The 17841-nt window shown below is 68.9% G+C and carries 17 protein-coding genes and 1 riboswitch; of the genes, 5 read left to right on the top strand and 12 right to left on the bottom strand.

The window, feature by feature from the left end; all coding sequences use genetic code 11:
* The 6 genes from ppk2 to thrC all read right to left on the bottom strand — a co-directional run.
* Positions 1-890 (bottom strand): polyphosphate kinase 2 (gene ppk2 / locus K8V84_RS03645; RefSeq protein WP_304070336.1); only part of this gene is annotated, 890 nt, incomplete at its 3' end.
* Between the two features lie 135 nt (positions 891-1025).
* Positions 1026-1148 carry a PorACj family cell wall channel-forming small protein gene (locus tag K8V84_RS03640; protein ID WP_304070335.1) on the bottom strand — a complete coding sequence of 41 codons (123 nt, stop codon included), beginning with the start codon at positions 1146-1148 and terminating at the stop codon, positions 1026-1028.
* Between the two features lie 285 nt (positions 1149-1433).
* The gene (gene groL / locus K8V84_RS03635) at positions 1434-3071 is read right to left on the bottom strand and encodes a chaperonin GroEL (RefSeq protein ID WP_304070331.1); all 1638 of its coding nucleotides are present in this window, start codon (positions 3069-3071) and stop codon (positions 1434-1436) included.
* Between the two features lie 165 nt (positions 3072-3236).
* Positions 3237-3611 carry a hypothetical protein gene (locus K8V84_RS25835; RefSeq protein ID WP_369696599.1) on the bottom strand — a complete coding sequence of 125 codons (375 nt, stop codon included), beginning with the start codon at positions 3609-3611 and terminating at the stop codon, positions 3237-3239.
* 105 nt (positions 3612-3716) lie between these two features.
* Positions 3717-3995, bottom strand: coding sequence for a ubiquitin-like small modifier protein 1 (locus K8V84_RS03625; RefSeq protein ID WP_298177114.1), 279 nt, complete (start codon positions 3993-3995; stop codon positions 3717-3719).
* Between the two features lie 52 nt (positions 3996-4047).
* Positions 4048-5307, bottom strand: a complete 1260-nt coding sequence (gene thrC / locus K8V84_RS03620; RefSeq protein WP_304070328.1) for a threonine synthase — start codon at positions 5305-5307, stop codon at positions 4048-4050.
* 13 nt (positions 5308-5320) lie between these two features.
* Positions 5321-5459, bottom strand: a riboswitch (SAM riboswitch).
* Positions 5460-5779: 320 nt separating this feature from the next.
* Between thrC and K8V84_RS03615 the strand changes: the two genes are divergently transcribed.
* Positions 5780-7216: a trehalose-6-phosphate synthase gene (locus K8V84_RS03615; RefSeq protein WP_304070325.1), complete on the top strand. Its 1437-nt coding sequence runs from the start codon at positions 5780-5782 to the stop codon at positions 7214-7216.
* Positions 7217-7228: 12 nt separating this feature from the next.
* Here the strand turns inward: K8V84_RS03615 and K8V84_RS03610 are convergent, their stop codons facing one another.
* The 3 genes from K8V84_RS03610 to K8V84_RS03600 form a co-directional block, all read right to left on the bottom strand.
* A complete protein-coding gene (locus K8V84_RS03610) occupies positions 7229-7825 on the bottom strand; it encodes a GrpB family protein (protein WP_304070323.1) in 597 nt (198 codons plus the stop codon).
* Between the two features lie 237 nt (positions 7826-8062).
* Entirely contained in the window at positions 8063-8839 is a 777-nt protein-coding gene (locus K8V84_RS03605; RefSeq protein ID WP_304070320.1) for a class I SAM-dependent methyltransferase, read from the bottom strand.
* Positions 8840-9123: 284 nt separating this feature from the next.
* Complete coding sequence (locus tag K8V84_RS03600; protein WP_304070317.1) at positions 9124-10290, bottom strand: S8 family serine peptidase; 1167 nt, start codon at positions 10288-10290, stop codon at positions 9124-9126.
* A 230-nt stretch (positions 10291-10520) separates the two neighbouring features.
* Here K8V84_RS03600 and K8V84_RS03595 point away from each other — a divergent pair, with 230 nt between their 5' ends.
* Positions 10521-10805, top strand: a complete 285-nt coding sequence (locus K8V84_RS03595; RefSeq protein WP_304070315.1) for a DUF3263 domain-containing protein — start codon at positions 10521-10523, stop codon at positions 10803-10805.
* 175 nt (positions 10806-10980) lie between these two features.
* A complete protein-coding gene (otsB, locus tag K8V84_RS03590) occupies positions 10981-11826 on the top strand; it encodes a trehalose-phosphatase (RefSeq protein WP_304070312.1) in 846 nt (281 codons plus the stop codon).
* On the opposite strand, the gene K8V84_RS03585 is transcribed toward otsB, so the two are convergent.
* Entirely contained in the window at positions 11795-12829 is a 1035-nt protein-coding gene (locus K8V84_RS03585) for a serine hydrolase domain-containing protein (RefSeq protein ID WP_304070309.1), read from the bottom strand. The genes otsB and K8V84_RS03585 overlap by 32 nt on opposite strands.
* A gap of 175 nt (positions 12830-13004) precedes the next feature.
* Between K8V84_RS03585 and argJ the strand changes: the two genes are divergently transcribed.
* Positions 13005-14165 (top strand): bifunctional glutamate N-acetyltransferase/amino-acid acetyltransferase ArgJ, encoded by a 1161-nt coding sequence (gene argJ / locus K8V84_RS03580; protein WP_304070307.1) that lies wholly within the window; start codon positions 13005-13007, stop codon positions 14163-14165.
* Positions 14166-14261: 96 nt separating this feature from the next.
* Here the strand turns inward: argJ and K8V84_RS03575 are convergent, their stop codons facing one another.
* The gene (locus K8V84_RS03575) at positions 14262-15836 is read right to left on the bottom strand and encodes an MFS transporter (RefSeq protein ID WP_304070305.1); all 1575 of its coding nucleotides are present in this window, start codon (positions 15834-15836) and stop codon (positions 14262-14264) included.
* A gap of 167 nt (positions 15837-16003) precedes the next feature.
* On the opposite strand from K8V84_RS03575, the gene K8V84_RS03570 reads away from it, so the two are divergent.
* Positions 16004-16645 (top strand): TetR/AcrR family transcriptional regulator, encoded by a 642-nt coding sequence (locus tag K8V84_RS03570; RefSeq protein WP_304070302.1) that lies wholly within the window; start codon positions 16004-16006, stop codon positions 16643-16645.
* 119 nt (positions 16646-16764) lie between these two features.
* Here K8V84_RS03570 and K8V84_RS03565 read toward each other — a convergent pair.
* The coding region (locus K8V84_RS03565) for a putative PEP-binding protein (RefSeq protein ID WP_304070300.1) at positions 16765-17841 on the bottom strand (1077 nt) is incomplete at its 5' end.

The raw sequence follows: 17841 nt of genomic DNA, 5'->3' as shown, positions 1-17841 counted from the left end.
TAGTCGCCGATCTGGTCGCGACCGCGCTTGACGATCTTCGGGTCCAGCTCCCCGACCACGTCGTAGTCCTTGCCGGTGTAGTCGAACTTGCTGAGCACGTAGCGCATGGCGTTCAGCCGTGCGCGCTTCTTGTCATTCGACTTGATGGTGATCCAGGGCGACTCATTGGTGTCGGTGTAGCGGAACTGCTCTTCCTTCGCCCGGGTGTAGTCGTCCCACTTGTCCAGGGACGCCAGGTCCATCGGCGAGAGCTTCCACTGACGCACCGGGTCCACCTGGCGGATGGCGAAACGGGTCCGCTGTTCCTTCTGTGTCACCGAGAACCACAGCTTGGTCAGGCTGATACCGGAGCCCATGATCATGTTCTCCAGCATCGGTACCTCCCGCAGGAACTCCGAGTGCTGGTCATCGGTGCAGAAGCCCATTACCCGCTCCACACCGGAGCGGTTGTACCAGGAGCGGTCGAAGAAGACGATCTCACCGGCACAGGGGAAGTTCTCGATGTAGCGCTGGAAGTACCAGGACGTCGACTCGCGGGGGCTCGGCTTCTCCAGGGCGACGGTGCGCGCACCACGCGGGTTGAGGTGCTCGTTGAACCGCTTGATGGTGCCACCCTTACCGGCGGCGTCACGGCCCTCGAACAGGATGATGTGCTTCTGGCCGGTCTCCTTGGTCCAGTTCTGCCACTTCAGCAGCTCGATCTGCAGGGACCGCTTGATCGTCTCGTACTCCTCGCGGCCCATCCGCTCCGGGTACGGGTAGCTGTCCCGCCAGGTGTCCACCCGGTGACCGTCCGGGGTGACCAGAACGGGGTCGTCCTCGTCCGAATCATCGACGATATAGCCTTCGGTCGCCGCCAGGTCGACGATGTGGAACTCCTCATTTCCCATACCCCTACTCTAGTTGAGCAACCGTCGACGTTCACCGGAAAGAAAACAGGGCCACCCCCGGTTGCGACCGGACACAAGAAAAGCCCGGCCGAAGCCGGGCTCATCTCAGGTCCCCGCAGGGACAGGGCTGTTCTTCTACTCGGAGGACAGTGCAGCGCCGCCGGTGAAGATGTCGCCGAGGCCACTGAAGACGTCAGAGAAGCCGCCGAAGAAGGTGGACAGGTTGCCGAGCAGTTCGGTGATCGCGTCGAGATCCATGATGTTCTCTCCTGAAGTTCATGTACGGCCCGGGGCATCCGGACCTTTTCCTGAACCTACCAACTGTCGGGGATTCCGCAACAGCAGTTCGCGATCCTTTTCCCCGGGGAACCGTCGACCGCCGGAAGGAAGAGCACCGATCCACTCCGATCATCACTGCTCAGTGAACTGATTGAAAGCTTCGTGGTATGCCCGCGCCATATGGGAAACCCACCACAGGAAACGGCGTTCACCGTGACTGTGGCGGGCTCAGGGGGCCGCATATGGGGGTATACGACAGACGGACTAGAAGCCGCCCATACCGCCCATTCCGGCCATCTCATCGGCACCCGGGGCAGCAGCGGCGGGCTCCGGCTTGTCGGCGACGACAGCCTCGGTGGTCAGGAAGAGGCTGGCGATGGAGGCGGCGTTCTGCAGTGCGGAACGGGTCACCTTCACCGGGTCGGAGATGCCGGCGGCGAGCAGGTCGACGTACTCACCGGTGGCGGCGTTGAGACCGTGACCGGCCTCGAGGCCGGTCACCTTGTCGGCGACGACGCCCGGCTCCAGGCCGGCGTTGGTGGCGATCTGCTTCAGCGGCGAGGACAGGGCGGCGCGCACGATCTGCACACCGGTGGCCTCGTCACCCTCCAGACCGAGGTTGTCGTCGAGCACGCTGGCAACCTGCAGCAGTGCAGCGCCACCACCGGCGACGATGCCCTCTTCGGCAGCGGCACGGGCGTTACGCACGGCATCTTCGATGCGGTGCTTGCGCTCCTTGAGTTCGACCTCGGTGGCCGCACCGACCTGGAGCACTGCGACACCGCCGGCCAGCTTGGCCAGGCGCTCCTGCAGCTTCTCCTTGTCGTAGTCGGAGTCGGCGTTCTCGATCTCCTGCTTGATCTGGCGCACGCGGCCCTCGAGCTGCTCGGCGGAGCCGGCACCGTCGACGATGGTGGTGTCGTCCTTGGTGACGACGACCTTGCGCGCGGTACCCAGCAGCGGGATGTCGGCAGTCTCCAGGGACAGGCCGACCTCCTCGGCGATGACCTGGCCACCGGTGAGGATGGCGATGTCCTGCAGCTGTGCCTTACGACGGTCACCGAAGCCCGGTGCCTTGACGGCGACGGACTTGAAGGTGCCGCGGATCTTGTTGACCACCAGGGTCTGCAGGGCACCGTCGGCGACGTCCTCGGCGATGACCATCAGCGGACGACCGGCCTGCAGGACCTTCTCGACAACGGGCAGGAACTCGTTGTTGTTGGAGATCTTGGAGTTGACGATGAGGATGTAGGGGTCCTCGAGGACCGTCTCCATGCGCTCAAGGTCGGTGGCGAAGTAGGGCGAGATGTAGCCCTTGTCGAAGCGCATGCCCTCGGCGAGCTCCAGCTCGAGCCCGAAGGTCTGCCCCTCCTCGACGGTGATGACGCCTTCCTTGCCGACCTTGTCCATGGCCTCGGCGATGCTCTCACCGATCTGGGCGTCGCCGGCGGAGATCGAGGCGGTGGAGGCGATCTGCTCCTTGGTCTCGACCTCCTTGGAGAGGTTGCCGAGCTCCTCGTTGATGCGGGCCACGGCGGCCTCGATGCCACGCTTGAGACCCACCGGGTTGGCGCCGGCGGCGACGTTGCGCAGACCCTCGCGTACGAGGGCCTGGGCCAGGACGGTGGCGGTGGTCGTACCGTCACCGGCGACGTCGTCCGTCTTCTTGGCGACCTCCTTGACCAGCTCGGCCCCGATCTTCTCCCAGGGGTCCTCGAGCTCGATCTCCTTGGCGATGGAGACACCGTCGTTGGTGATCGTGGGGGCGCCCCACTTCTTCTCCAGGACGACGTTGCGGCCCTTGGGGCCGAGGGTGACCTTCACGGCGTCCGCGAGCTGGTTCATGCCACGCTCGAGGCCGCGACGGGCCTCCTCGTCGAACGCGATCAGTTTGGCTGCCATTGAGTTCTTGTCCTCCCGTGACCGGGCTGATACGCGATGGGACGAGGCGTGCGCCCGCGACGGACGACCGTGGTCGAACCGGCAACCCTGCTGCCGGAGGCCCACGGTCTCGCAGCCTCGATCCGATTAGCACTCGACCAAGATGAGTGCTAACCACTCATCTTTTTAGCACTCGACCATGGAGAGTGCAAACGATGTGGTCACGATTTCCACAGCCCCGAGAACACTTATCACCTGGGGGAACATGCCCGAACCAGGGCTTTTGAGCGTTGGGCGAACAGAAGACGACACCTGGAACCGAGTGGTTCCAGGGTCTGCCCGGCCCCTTCCTCCGGGCGCCGGCTCCATCGGCAACAGCACCCCGGACAGCAGGAGCAGCGGCATCGTCACGGCCTGGATGATCGGCGCGAACACGTAGGTCCACCCGACCACCAACACGGTCAGCCAGGACAGCGTGGACAGCCCGATCCCGAGGACCGCCAACAGGGCGACCCCGGCCAGGTGTCGCGCACGGCTCCGAGCACGACGGGTCGCCGACATCGCCACCCTCGTCCCGGAAGAAACCTCCTCCCAGGTCGGGAGGCCGGCGGACGAGCGACGAGGGGGCGGGCGCTCGGTGCGCCCGCCCCCTCGTCGTTCGTACCGTCAGCAGCCCCCCGCGACCGCGGGGATGATCGACACCTGCTGGCCGGCCTTGACCTCGGTCTGCAGGCCCTTCTCGAAACGCACGTCCTCGTCACCGACGTAGACGTTCACGAAACGGCGCACCTTGCCGTTGTCGTCGAGGATGCGGGCCCGGATGCCCGGGTGGTTGGCCTCCAGGTCGTCGAGGATCTCGGCGAGGGTGGCGCCCTCGGCGGTGACCTCGGCGGCGTCGTCGGTGTAGGTACGCAGGATGGTGGGGACGCGGACGCTGGCGCTCATGTGCGGATCTCCTGGTGAGTGCGGTGGTGGGTGGTGACGCGTGGCCCAACGGTCAGGCCAGGCCCTCGGCCTTGAACGCGTCCAGGGAGGGTTTGATGGTGGCGGTGACATCGGAGTCGACGGCGTTGAGGGTCTTGAGCCCGTCACCGGTGTTGACGATGACGGTCTCGGCCTCGGGGTCGAGCCTGCCCTCACGGACCAGCTTGCACAGGACGCCGGTGGTCACACCGCCCGCGGTCTCGGCGAAGATGCCCTCGGTGCGGGCCAGCAGCTTGATGGCGTCGACGATCTCGTCGTCGCCCACGTGCTCGACCGAACCACCGGTGCGCTCGGCGATGTCCAGGACGTACGGCCCGTCCGCCGGGTTGCCGATGGCCAGGGACTTGGCGATCGTGTCCGGCTTGACCGGCTGGATGACGTCGTGGCCGCTCTCCCACGCCTTGGCCACCGGGGAGCAGCCCGTGGCCTGCGCGCCGAACACCTTGTAGGGACGGTCCTCGACCAGCCCGACCTTGATGAGCTCCTGGAAGCCCTTGTCGATCTTGGTGAGCTGGGAGCCGGAGGCGATCGGGATGACGATCTGCTCGGGCAGACGCCAACCGAGCTGCTCGGCGATCTCGTAGGCCAGCGTCTTGGAACCCTCGGCGTAGTAGGGCCGCAGGTTGACGTTGGTGAAGCCCCAGCTCTCACCGGCCTCGTCCCCGATGAGTTCGGAGCAGAAGCGGTTGACGTCGTCGTAGTTGCCGTCGATGGCCACGACCTTGCCGCCGTAGACGGCCGCCATGACGACCTTGCCCTCCTCCAGCCCGGCGGGGATGAACACGCACGACTCGAAGCCGGCCCGCGCGGCCGCGGCACCGACCGCGCCGGCGAGGTTTCCGGTGGAGGAGCAGGACAGGGTGGTGAACCCGAAGGTGCGGGCGGCCTCGACCGCGATCGCGACCACGCGGTCCTTGAAGGAGTGCGTGGGGTTGGCGGAGTCGTCCTTGACGTGCAGGGACTTGAGCCCGAGTTCGGCGGCGAGGCGATCGGCCCTGACCAGCGGTGTGAGGCCGGGGTTCATGTTGGGCAGCTCGGCCACGTTCGTGGGGACCGGCAGGAGGGAGCGGTAGCGCCAGATGTTCTTGGGCCCGCTCTCGATCTCCTCGCGGGTGACGTTCCCGAAGTCGTAGGCGATCTCAAGGGGGCCGAAACAGAACTGACAGGCGAAGATCGGCGAGAGCTCGTACCGCTCGCCGCACTCACGACAGGAGAGGGCGGTTCCGGGACCGAAGGCGCGGACAGAGGTGGGTTCAGCGGCGGCGATCGCCATGGCGAGGTGTCTCCCCTCATCTTTCCTGGTGGCCACCTTGGCCCCAGGCCGGAGTTGGCACCTGCCTCGACCGGTACGCGACAGTGCGTCCACATGTCGAGATGGTTGCCGGGGCTTCGCAGGGCCGGTCCCTCCACCCCTCTGGATGAGCAATATGAAGTTGTGGCGTCTCCGCTCGGGGAACGCATCGTCACTGTAACCGACGTCCTGACCGGTTTTCCACGCCGGGTGATCCGGATTACATCCGCAGTCTCGCCATCTGATACATGATGAGACGATCCTGGCCGGCGTTGCGGCGCGCGTGTGTCGTGCCTGTTGAGTGTGACGATCCGCCCCGTTGACCAGGAGTGGGTTTGGGGCCCGGGTGCTCCGGCGAGACCTAGGGTGCGCCTCCGGATCACCGGGGGTGCATCCACGGCTTCCCCACATTCCCACCGCGGCACCCGTTCGCGCACCTGAGAGGACCTCACACGTGGACAAGGCACAGATCCTCATCGCCTCCAACAGAGGACCGGTCTCCTTCTCCACGACCGCCGACGGCTCCCTGGAGCACCGCAGAGGCGGCGGCGGACTGGTGTCGGGGATGAGTTCGGTGGCGACCGAGATCGATGCCCTGTGGGTGTGCGCGGCGCTGTCCGACACCGACCGGCGAGCCGCGGCCGAGGCCCCGCAGGCCCGTCTTGATCGGGAACACGACCTCGACGGCATGCGCGTCCACATGTTGGACATTCCAGAGGAGACTCTGACCGGCGCCTACACCGAAGTGGCCAACTCGATCCTGTGGTTCGTGCAGCACATGTTGTACGACACCCCGAACAAGCCCTCCTTCGGTTCGGAGTTCCGCAGGCGATGGGAGGACTACTCCGCCTACAACAACGCCTTCGCCGAGGCGTTGGTGAGCGGCGCCGCGGACAACGCCCGGGTGGCCGTGCAGGACTACCACCTGGCCCTGGTGCCGCGCATTCTGCGGACCCGCCGCCCCGACCTGCGGATCGCGCACTTCTCGCACACTCCGTGGGCTCCCCCGGAGTACTTCCGGATGCTGCCGACCCACGTGGCCCGGGAGCTCCTGGAGGGCATGCTCGGCGCCGACCGGCTCGGTTTCCACAGCCCTCGATGGGCCGAGGCGTTCCTGCGCTGCTGCTCGGAGATCCTGCGTGCCGACGTCGACCTCGGCCAGCGCACGGTCGAGTACGGCGGACGCGTGGTCGAGGTGGGTGTGCACGCCTTGGGCGCGGACGCCGACGGGCTGCGGGAGAGCGCTTCGGGACCGGCCGTCGCCGAGCGCCGACGGACCCTGACCGACCTGGTCGGCGACACCAGGCTGATCGTGCGGGTGGACCGCACCGAGTTGTCCAAGAACATCGTGCGCGGACTGGAGTCCTACCGAGAACTCCTGAGGGCGCACCCGGAGTGGCGTGGACGGGTCACGCACCTGGCGTTCGCGTACCCGAGCCGGGGCGACGTGCCCGAGTACCGGACCTACACCGATTCGGTACTGCGGACGGCCAAGGAGATCAACGAGGAGTTCGCCACCCCCGAGTGGACGCCGGTGGTGCTGGAGGTCAACGACGACTACCCGCGGTCACTGGCCTCGTTCCAGATGGCGGACGTGCTGCTGGTCAACCCGATCCGGGACGGAATGAACCTGGTGGCCAAGGAGGGCCCCGTACTGTCCGAGCGCGACTCCGTCCTGGTGCTGTCCCGGGAGGCGGGTGCGGCCGACGAGTTGGGCGAGGACGCGCTGTTGGTCAACCCCTACGACACGGTGGAGACCGCGGAGGCGCTGCACGTGGCGTTGACGATGCCGGAGGCGGAGCGACGCAAGCGTCGGGAGCGACTGGCGGAGGCGGCGGTGGCGTTGCCGCCCCGGCGTTGGTTCCAGGAGCAGATCCGTTCCCTGGGCTGAACCGCGCCGAGGTCAGTTCGGGCTCCGGGCCGCCTTCCAGGCCTCGGCCTCGGCCATGAGTTCGGTGATGATCTCCGTCTTGGCCCCGGTGTAGTCCCGGAGGCGTTCCCATTCGCGCTCGCCCAGTTCGCGCTTGACGGCGGCGTAGCGTTCACGCGCGCCGGCGTCGGCGGTCAGGTGGTCGCGGAACAGGCTCATGCGTTCGAGCGCCGGGCAGTCCTTCGTGCCGACGTAGAGGCTCACGTTGACGCGTGAGCCCTTGAGGAGCCGATGGTCTTGTTCGCCCTCGAATCGGATGAGGACGCTGTACCCGATCCCCTCCAGTTCCGGGAGGTAGGCGGGCTCGTCCGTGGGGTCGGCCACCGCCAGGCGGATGTCGATGCAGGCCTTGGCGTCCAGACCGGGCACGGCTGTGGACCCGATGTGCTCGATCGCCAGGACACGATCACCGAGGACCTGGCGGATGCGGTCGGCCTCCCGTTGGAACAGGTAGGGCCACTTGGGGTCGTAGGGGGAGATGGTGACCCGACCGTTGACCAGGTGGTGGTTGTGCGGATCGGTCCGGGTGTCACCGCGCGAGGGCAGGGACGGGGATTCCAGGGAGGACATTTTCAAAGCCTTGCCGTCCGCGCTGTCCGAGTCAAGAGCCTTCGCGTGCCTTACATATGCACGCGCATTCGTGAAGTGACCATGTGTCGACCTGCGGTTACGTTCGGCGATGGCGCTTTCCGCCGCTTCCTCCCCGGTACCGGGAATCGGCCTCCACCACACCCACCGAAGGTACTCGGACGGTCGCCCGAAAGCCCCCTGGAACAACATCGAACGGTCCCCGAACGACCGCCCCGCTCACTCGGGGACCGAGACCAGCAGGATGAGGGAACCCGCCAGCTCCGGGGCCGACCGAAGGTGACCGTGGTCTCGGTCCCACGTCCCATCGTCCAGCGCTCGGGACAGGTCCACCCGGAAGCGTTCGTGGACCTCCTCCGAGACGAAGCTCCACGCCGAACATGCCTGCCTGGCCGTGGGATCCAGCAGCATCTCCGGCCGCCCGTAGTAGGCCTCGTTGAAACCGTCCGAACAGTCGAGGGGGATCGGCACCCGGGTGACCGTGGTGCGCCCGCCCAGGCCGTCGGCCAGGGCGGAGACGGTCGGGTAGCGTCGCGCCTCGGTGTCCAGGACCTCCGGGGCGTATTCGTGTAGCCAGAAACGGCGCACCAGGTCCGGGTCGCAGGTGAGCACCGCGACCGGGCCACCGGTGACCCGTCGCACCTCGGCCAGTCCGGCCGGGAGATCCGACCACTGGTGGACGCTGAACGTGGTCATGGCGGCGTCGAAGGAGACGTCGGGGAAGGGCAGGGATTCGGCGGTGGCGTTCACCGCTTCGGGGAGGTCGGCGGGTCTGCGGGCCCGCATGCTGGACGAGGGTTCCACCGGAGTGACCTTCCGGTCCGCCGGCTCGTAGGAACCCGTGCCGGCTCCGACGTTGAGCACCGTGCGCGCGTCACGCAGGGCCGCGTGCACGAAGGAGGCGATCCGGGGGTCGGGCCGACGGTGGTCGCCGTAGGTCCTGGCGATCACGCCGTAGTCGGCGTCTCCAGCGCTTCCGTCCGCCTTACGCGCCATGCGACTTCTCCCGTCGTGGAGGGGTGGGGGTCGGCGCCACTCTAACCGGGCCCCCTCCCCGCCCCCAGGGGTTTTCCACGGGCACCGGATCGCCTCTGCCCTCCGGCTCCCGCGCGAAGCCGTAACGTCGTATTCGCGGGAACCACGTCCTCACCCGTCCGGCGCCGCCCTCATCCCGCCCCGAACACACGAAGGGGGCGCTCCCCACCCGGGAACGCCCCACGTCACACCTCGTCGGCCTTCGCCGGCCGACCACCCGACCACCCGACCACCGCTCCTGGCGACTACCCGGTCTTACGGCGACGTCCGCCCTTCTTGCGCCGGGACGGACGCTCCTCGGCCTTGGCCTGCTCGGCCCGGGCCGCCGCCAACTCCGCGTCCTCGGCCTCCCGTTCGGCCTTCACCCCGTACGGGTCGGCACTGCTGCGACGCACCCACAGCACCAGCACGAGCAGGACGATCACGAACACGACACCGGCCAGGGCGAACCACACCCACACCGGGACGCCCTCGTCCTCCTCCTGCACCAGGTTCTCGTCGATGAGGGGGACGTCCTCCGCCGTACCGGACGCCTGGGCCACGGCCTCGCTCACCTGCAACGAAGGCAGGCCGTCGGGCCCCGGCCGGGACCCCTCGACCAGGGCATCGCGCACCTGGGCCGGGCTCAACTGCGGGTACTCGGCGGACAGCAGCGCGGCCGCGCCGGCGGCGACGGCTGCCGCGTAGGGCGCCCCGCTCACGTCGACCTGGCGCAGGTCCTGTCCTGCGGTCCGCAGCTCCGAGCCTGGGGCGGCGAGGTCGATCGCGGAGGCGTCGGGCGAATCGGGGACGAGCGCGCCGTCCTCGTCCACACCGGCCACCTCGAGGACGTTCTCGTCCGCGTTCCCACCCGCGGGACCGACCACCAGGGCGCCGCCGCTCGCGGCCGCCGCGATGGCATCCGTCAGGTCCTCGTCACCGCCGATCTCCTCGGGCAGCAGGACGACCTGCACACCCTCGTCCACGGCGTGGCGGATGGCACCGGGCAGGTCGTCCTCGGTGGGCAGCACCAGGACGTCCGCCGCGGGGGCGACCCCCAGCACACCGCCGTCGGCGTCCATGCCGTGGCCGTGCGCCGCCACCAGACCGGCCGCCGCGGTCCCCTGCTCGTCGTCGGCCCCGTTGGAACCGAACCCGTCGTCGATCTCCACGTTGTCGCGCAGGTCGGGGTGTTCCTCGTCGATCGACACCCCGGGCAACGCCACGGTGACGCCCTGACCCTGGGTGTCCTCCCAGACCTCCTGCGCCCCGATGGACGTCAAGGCCCACTGGTCGGGGCGAAAGTCGGGGATCTCCGAGGAGGCGGCGGGCGCCGCCGCCAACCCCAGTACGACCAAGGACGCGCAGGTCCCGGCCGTGGCGCCCAACAGATGGCGCGAATGTGTCCTGCTACGGCTGTTGCCCCCGAGCACGTCAGGCTCCCTCGAACGTTGCGGTCGGCGTTCCGCCGGGCCCTCCCCGGACCCTCGCAATTCTGTCACGAGCACAGGATCCAAGCTTGGACAAGTGACCACCGGGGTAGGGAAGGCAACTGTAGCCCTGGTGCCACTCCTGAGTTTTCCGCTCCTCATCCGGCATGTCGAGTCGCTAGCATGAGTCGCGCCGATCCGGACAAACCAATTACCCGTCCAGGGGGTGTCCCATGCCGCATATCGGTCCGTCCAAGGACGGTCAGTCGGTCCTCGCCGAACGCGAACAGCGCATCCTCGCCTTCGAACGCCAGTGGTGGAAGTTCGAGGGCTCCAAGGAACAGGCGATCCGCGACGAGTTCGGGTTCTCCGCGACCCGGTACTACCAACTGCTCAACGGTCTGGTCGAGCGCCCGGAGGCGCTCGCCTTCGACCCCATGACCGTCAAGCGTCTGCGCCGTCTGCGCGCCGACCGTCGACGACAACGCAACGCCCGCCGCCTCGGCATCCAGATCTGACCCGCCGGCCGCCGGTTCCACCGGTTGTCCGGTCACCGGTCCGGCACGTGCGACAGGGACGATCCCCGCGACCGCACGAATCCGAACTCCCGCGCTCTCCCCTCGGCGGAGACCACCCGTCCACGCCAGGGCCCGCGCCGCGGGGCCCATCGACGACTACGACGAGGTCTTCCGCATGTTCCCATCCGAGCCCGGAACCCCGCTCGCACCCGGCACCGAAGCCGGGCGCGCCGGCCTGAAGGCACTGCTCGACGACCCCTCCACGGCGCTGACCGGCTTCGACTTCGACGGCACGCTCGCCCCCATCGTCGCCGACCCTCGCGCCTCCGCACCCCAACCCGGGGTCGTGGAGGCGCTGGCCACACTGTCCTCTCTGGTCGGAACCGTCGCGGTGATCACCGGCCGCCCCGCGGCCACCGCGGTGCGTCTCGGCGGCCTGGACCGGATACCCGACGTCGTCGTCCTGGGCCACTACGGGGCCGAACGCTGGGTGGACGGCCGCGTGGTCGCCGCGGACCCGCCGCCGGGGGTGGCCCTGGTCCGTGCCGAACTCCCCGCGGTGGTCGACGCCTCCGGGGCTCCCGCGGGCACCTGGATCGAGGACAAGGGTCGTTCCCTGGCCGTGCACACCCGCCGCGCCGACGACCCCGACCGGGCGTTGGAGTTGTTGTCCGGCCCACTGACCGAACTGGCCGAACGCGCGGACCTCAAAGTGGAGCCCGGCAGGATGGTGATCGAGCTCCGTCCACAGGGTGTGGACAAGGGCGCGGCCCTCACCTCACTGGTGGAGGAGAAGGCCGCACGTTCGGTCCTCTACGCCGGTGACGATCTCGGTGACCTGCCGGCATTCACGGTCGTCACCACCCTGCGCGAACACGGGACACCCGGACTCACCGTCTGTTCGTCCTCCGACGAGGTCACGGCGGTCGCCGAGGCCGCCGACCTGACCGTTCCCGGACCCGCCGGGCTCACCGTGTTCCTTCGGGAGCTCACGGCGAGGATTCGTGGGCCTGTGGCGTGAGCGCCGACCGGGCGGCGCTGCGCAGGTCCACCAGGCCGGTGCGGTCCCGCCCGTGGTGAACGGCGTTGGTGAGCACACCCACGTACCGTCCGCTCTCGGGGTGCATGAACAGGCTCGTCCCCGTGAACCCGTTGTGGTAGACGACCCCTTCCGGGGTGACCAGCCAACCCAGACCGCGGGAGAGTCGCCCGCCGGCGTCCACCTGCGGGGTCCAGCTCTCCCGCACGTACGAACCGGGGATCTCCCCCTCCGCCCCGACCTCGTGCAGACGCAGCATCTCCCGGGCGAAGGCGCCCAGATCGATGGCGGTGGTGAACACCCCGGCGTGTCCGGCCACACCGCCCATCAGCGCCGCGGCCTCGTCGTGCACCACGCCCCAGGTGGGCGCGGTTCCGACGAGTCGACGTTCGGTGGGGGCCACACCCGGCGAACGCGGCAGCGGACCGAAGGTGGTCGAGCGCATTCCCAGACCGGCCCAGAAGTCGGCGGCCAACCGGTCCAGCCCCTTGCCGTACAGGCGTTCCAGCAGTAGCCCCAACAGGATGAATCCACGGTCGATGTAGAGGTATCCGGGTTCCTCCAACGGATCGGACAGGATGGCCTCGGCCAGGTCCTGGTCGGTGCCCACATACCGTTCCAACCAGGTCACCTGGTTCAGTCGGCTGGTGTGCGTGAGGATCTGCCGGGTGGTCACCCAGGCCCCTGGAAGGTCCTCCCCCTCGAAGTATTCGGACATCGGAGCGTTGAGGTCCAAAACCCCCTCGGCGATCGCTCTACCGACCAACGGCCAGGTCGCCATCACCTTCGTCAGGCTCGCGACGTCGTAGGAAACGTCCGGTGCGGTGTCGTGTTCGTCGTCGACCCGACCGACCGCGACGAACTCCCACATACCGCCGGTACCGATCACCGCGGCCCCACCCGGAAGCCAGTCGGCGTCCACCATCACCTTCAGGACCCCACGGATCCGCGCTCCCGTCTCCGTGAGCCAGTCACCATCGTGCACCACACGCCTCCCCCCGAGCGGTCTTCCCCCACTCTCGGCGGATACCCCGTTCGATCCGGCTTGTCACACCCGTGTCGTCAACGAACAGTACGAAACCCTCGCAGGTGGAGGCCGTAACCGAGGTGGTCGGGCGTGGCGAAGTAGGCTGGCCGTCAGGAGTTTTCCGAGGAGGACGATGAGCAGCCAGACCCCCGTTCCCGCCGGTTTCGTCGGCGTGGCCGGAAACATGGGGATCAAGGACCCCGACGACGATTTCTTCGCCGTCGTCTCCCAGACCCCGGCGGTGGTGTCCGCCGTGTTCACCAGGTCCCGGTTCGCCGGGCCCAGTGTTCGCCTGAGCCGCGAGGCGGCCTCGGACGGTCGCGCCCGCGGAGTGACGGTGCTGGCCCGCAACGCCAACGTGGCCACCGGGCGGATCGGGACCCGGGACGCGCGCGAGGTGCGGGAACGAGTGGCCCGGGCCGCCGGCATCGACCCCGACGACCTCCTGATCGCCTCCACCGGGGTCATCGGTCGCCCCTATCCGATGGAGCGGATCCGTACCTACTTGGACGGGTTGCCCGCCGAGTTCCCGCCGGCCGACCTGGACCGCGCCGCGGCGGCGATGATGACCACCGACACCCACCCCAAGATCGTCAGCGCGAAGGTGGGCGGGGCGACCCTCACCGGCATGGCCAAGGGTGTGGGCATGATCGAGCCGAACATGGCGACCATGCTGGCCTGGTTCTTCACCGACGCCGAGCTGGAGCAGCCGGTTCTGGACGAGGTGTTCCGCCGGGTGGTGGACCGCACCTTCAACGCGCTCAGCATCGACACCGACACCTCCACGAGCGACTCCGCCGCGATCCTCGCCAACGGCGTGGCCGGCCCGGTGGACGTCGCCGAGTTCGAGGAGGCCCTGTACGAGGCGGCGCTGAAACTGGTCCGGATGATCGCCTCCGACGGCGAGGGCGCGGGCAAGCTCATCGAAGTGCGGGTCACCGGGGCCCGCGACGACGCGCAGGCCAAACGCATCGGCAAGGCCGTGGTGAACTCTCCGCTGGTCAAGACCGCCGTGCACGGGGCCGATCCCAACTGGGGCCGGGTCGCGATGGCGGTGGGCAAGTGCTCGGACGAGACCGACGTGCTGCCGGAGAACGTGCGCATCGTCTTCGGTGACGTGGAGACCTTCCCCGCCGAGGCCACCGAGGAGACCCTGGAGCGCGCCGCCCGGCACATGAAGGGCGAGGAGGTGCTGATCGGTGTCGACCTGGGTATCGCCGACGGTGACTTCACCGTCTACGGCTGCGACCTGACCGAGGGCTACATCCGGATCAACGCCGACTACACGACCTGAGCCGCACCCCGCGGACGAGGACGTGGCCCCGGAGGAACGGATTCCTCCGGGGCCACGGTACTTCGGGGGCGGGCCGCTCTCGGGGCCGCGCCCCGGTCAGATGTGCACGGCGGGCCCGTCGGTCATCTTGCCCCCGCGCATGAACAACGACAGGATCGCGCCCGCGAACAGCAGTCCCGCGGCGATGAGGAAGGCCAGGTGCAGGCCGTCCAGGAAGGCCAGGTTGCTCGCCGTGGTGACCGCGGAGACGGTGTCGGCCTCGGCCCCTTCCGGCAGGACAGCGCCGCCCTGGGCGATGACGCTCTGCATGGCGCTCAGCGCGCCGTCGGAGGGCGCGTCCTGGCCGAACGCGCTGTAGTGGTCCGGCAGCTTCGTGACGATGGTCGCGGACATGACAGCGCCCAAGACCGCCGTGCCCAGCGAACCGCCGAGCTGCATCGCCGCCTGTTGCACGGCGGAGGCGACGCCGGCGAAGCGCACCGGCGCGTTTCCGATGATCGCGGCGGTCGCACCGGTCATCACCAGGCTCAGCCCCACGCCCAGCAGGACGAAGCCGACCGAGAGGTAGGCCACCGAGGTGTCCAGGGTCAGCCGGGAGAGCAGGAACATGCCCGCCCCCGCGGACAGCAGGCCGACGGTGGTGGGCGGCCGTGCGCCGACCCGGTCGAGGATCCGTCCCGCGATCGGGGAGACGATGGCCATGGTCGCGGTCATCGAGATGAGCTGCAGACCGGTCTGGGCGGGGCTCATCCCCCGCACGCCCTGCAGGTAGAAGGTGATGAAGAACAGCGAACCCATCAGGCTCACGGCCATGAAGACCATCAGCACCACACCGATGGCCAGCGACGGGTTGGCGAACAGCGCGAGCGGAACGAGCGGCTGTTCGGGTTTGCGCTCCCAGAGCACGAAGGCGAGGCCGAACAGGATCGCCGCACCCAGGGAACCCAGGGTGACGGGGTCGCCCCAGCCGATGCTCGGCGCCTCCACCAGCGCCCACACCAGGGCGAAGACGGCGACGCTGATGAGGACGATGCCGGGCAGGTCCATCCGGCTTCCCGGGTCGGTGGGCCGATTGGCGGCCAGCAGCCACAGGCCCAGGCCCAGGGCGATCACGCCCACCGGGACGTTGATGTAGAAGACCGCCTCCCAGTTGAACGCGTCGACGAGGAGGCCGCCCAGGATGGGGCCGCCGGCGGTCGCCGCGCCGATCAGGCTGCCGAACACCCCGAAGGCCCGGCCGAGCTTGCTGGGCGGGAAGCTCGCGCGCATCAGGCCCATGGCCGACGGCAGCAGGAGGGCCCCGAAAACGCCTTGGACGATCCGGAAGGCGACCAGCATGATGACCCCGGAGGACAGGGCGATGGCCACCGAGGCGGCGACGAAGCCGACCACGCCCACCAGGTAGGTGTTCCGGTGGCCGAAGCGGTCGCCGAGTTTGCCCGCGGTGATGAGGAAGACGGCGAGGCCCAGCAGGTATCCGTGGGTGACCCACTGCAGCTCGGCGAGGGAGGCCCCGAGGCTCGCGCCGATCGCCGGGTTCGCGACGGCCACGATGGTCCCGTCCAAGGCCACCATCATCACGCCGAAGGCGATGGCGACCAACGTCGCCCAGGGACTCCGGGTGAGGCGTTCGACGGCCCGTTCCGGTGGTGCGGCGGTCTGTGCGGTCATGGATTCCCCGTCTTCCCCGAATGATCCCCGTTGGCTACCGGGCGAGATTATGTCAGTCGCTGACACTTGGCAATCTCTGCAATAAGTCAGTGACTGACGTCATACCGACCCGCATGTATCCTCGAAGGAGGCGCGAGACCCGACGTCGCAGAGGAAGGGGACCGTCCATGACCGTGACGAGCTCCGAACCGACCGGGCTGCGTGAGCGCAAGAAGGCGCGCATGCGCAGGGACCTCATCGACGCGGCGATTCGCCTGTTCCACGAGCGAGGGTTCGAGGGGACCACCACCGAGGAGATCGCCGCCGCGGTCGACGTCTCACAGCGCACGTTCTTCCGGTACTTCGCATCCAAGGAGGACGTGGTCCTGGAGGCCGCGGAGGGCGTGGACCGGATCCTGTTCGACTCCCTGCGCGCACGCCCCGCCGACGAGGCGCCCTTCCGGGCCCTGCGCAACGCCACGCGCGACCACTGGGAGCACCTGGAGCGCGAGGACCTGCACCTCCAGGGCAGCGCGGGCAACCTCATCGCGCGCAGCCCCGAGCTGATCGAGGCGAACATGCGCTACTGCCACCGGCGCCAGGCCCGCCTCGCGGAGGTCCTGGGAGAACGCGCCGGTGTGGACCCCACCACCGACCACCGCCCGTCGCTGGTCGCCTCGGTGTTCTTCGCGGCCCTGAGCAACGGGCACCAGGTCTGGTGCGCCTCCGGCTGCGAGGACATCGGCCGCCTGCTCACCTGTTTCCTGGAACAGCTGGACCTGATCCCCGAAGCCGTCGGTGACGGCTGGGGCACCCCCGCCGGCGCCTGACCGGACCCGCCCGGAGTCGGCGGAGCCATACGCGGAGAGGGTGCCGCTCCGGGGAAGACCCGGACGGTGGGTTCCCCGGAGCGTTCCGGTGTTGGTCCAAGGCGACCGCCCCGGTCGGGTCAGAGCCGCAGGGCCTCCGGATGCGCCGCCTCGCGCACCACCTTCACGGCCTGCTCCGGGTCCTCCGCCGCCAGAGCCAGCTCGGCGAGGCGTCGACATTCGGAGTGCGTGTGCCTGGACAGGACGTAGCGCACCGCGGGCAGTGCCGGTGAGGCCATGGACAGGCTGGTCGCACCGAGTCCCACCAGCACCACGGCGAGCAGTGGGTCGGCCGCGGCCTCACCGCACACCCCCACGGGTTGGCCGAGCGCCTCCCCCGCCCGACCCACCTTGGCCAGCAGGTGCAGCAACGACGGCTGCCATGGGTCCAGTAGCTCCGGCAGGCTGTCCAGCGTCCGGTCGGCCCCCATGGTGTACTGCGCCAGGTCGTTGGTGCCGATCGACACGAAGTCCACTCGGCGCAGCAACCGGTCGGCCAGCAGTGCGGCGGCCGGCACCTCCACCATCACACCGACCTCGTCGATCCCGGCCGACCTCGCCAGCTCGGCGAACTCGCCCGCCTCCGCCGGGGTGGAGACCATCGGAGCCATCACCCGGACCCGGGCGGAGGCACCATCGGCGGCGACCGCGTGCTCGGCCGCGGAGATCGCGGTGAGCTGGTCGGTGAGCAGCCGTGGGTGGAGCCTCGAAGTACGGAACCCCCGCACTCCCAGGGCCGGATTGGCCTCCTCTCCCGTCGGCGCGAACTCCAGGGGCTTGTCCGAACCCGCGTCCAGGGTCCGCACCGTCACCACCCGGCCGGCGAACGCCCGGAACAACCGGGTGTAGGCCCTGGTCTGCTCTGCCACCGAGGGCGGCTCCGCCCGGTCGAGGAAGAGGAACTCGGTGCGCAACAGTCCGATGCCCTCGCTGTCGTGCGCGGCGGCCTCATCCGGGTCGCCCTCACCCGCGTTGAGCAGCAACGCGATCGGCACGCCGTCGGCGGTACGGCCGGGCCCACCGGACTCGGCCAACAGGATCCGGCGCCGTTCGGCCCGACCCTGGATGCGCTCGACGACCTCGGCGACCGGATCCACCTCGACGGTGCCCGCGTCGCCGTCCACCGCCACCGTCGTACCGTCCACCAGGTGCTCCGC

The sequence above is a fragment of the Nocardiopsis listeri genome, from assembly GCF_020741345.1.
In the GTDB taxonomy this organism is placed as follows: domain Bacteria; phylum Actinomycetota; class Actinomycetes; order Streptosporangiales; family Streptosporangiaceae; genus Nocardiopsis; species Nocardiopsis listeri_A.
The sequence above is the reverse complement of the archived record's forward strand: the minus strand, read 5'-3'. Positions and strand labels throughout refer to the sequence as shown.

Excerpts from the sequence above, each read along its gene's own strand:
- K8V84_RS03640 (WP_304070335.1), bottom strand. The coding sequence starts at position 1,148 with ATGGATCTCGACGCGATCACCGAACTGCTCGGCAACCTGTCCACCTTC.
- groL (WP_304070331.1), bottom strand. The coding sequence starts at position 3,071 with ATGGCAGCCAAACTGATCGCGTTCGACGAGGAGGCCCGTCGCGGCCTC.
- K8V84_RS25835 (WP_369696599.1), bottom strand. The coding sequence starts at position 3,611 with ATGTCGGCGACCCGTCGTGCTCGGAGCCGTGCGCGACACCTGGCCGGG.
- K8V84_RS03625 (WP_298177114.1), bottom strand. The coding sequence starts at position 3,995 with ATGAGCGCCAGCGTCCGCGTCCCCACCATCCTGCGTACCTACACCGAC.
- thrC (WP_304070328.1), bottom strand. The coding sequence starts at position 5,307 with ATGGCGATCGCCGCCGCTGAACCCACCTCTGTCCGCGCCTTCGGTCCC.
- K8V84_RS03610 (WP_304070323.1), bottom strand. The coding sequence starts at position 7,825 with ATGTCCTCCCTGGAATCCCCGTCCCTGCCCTCGCGCGGTGACACCCGG.
- K8V84_RS03605 (WP_304070320.1), bottom strand. The coding sequence starts at position 8,839 with ATGGCGCGTAAGGCGGACGGAAGCGCTGGAGACGCCGACTACGGCGTG.
- K8V84_RS03595 (WP_304070315.1), top strand. The coding sequence starts at position 10,521 with ATGCCGCATATCGGTCCGTCCAAGGACGGTCAGTCGGTCCTCGCCGAA.
- otsB (WP_304070312.1), top strand. The coding sequence starts at position 10,981 with ATGTTCCCATCCGAGCCCGGAACCCCGCTCGCACCCGGCACCGAAGCC.
- argJ (WP_304070307.1), top strand. The coding sequence starts at position 13,005 with ATGAGCAGCCAGACCCCCGTTCCCGCCGGTTTCGTCGGCGTGGCCGGA.
- K8V84_RS03575 (WP_304070305.1), bottom strand. The coding sequence starts at position 15,836 with ATGACCGCACAGACCGCCGCACCACCGGAACGGGCCGTCGAACGCCTC.
- K8V84_RS03570 (WP_304070302.1), top strand. The coding sequence starts at position 16,004 with ATGACCGTGACGAGCTCCGAACCGACCGGGCTGCGTGAGCGCAAGAAG.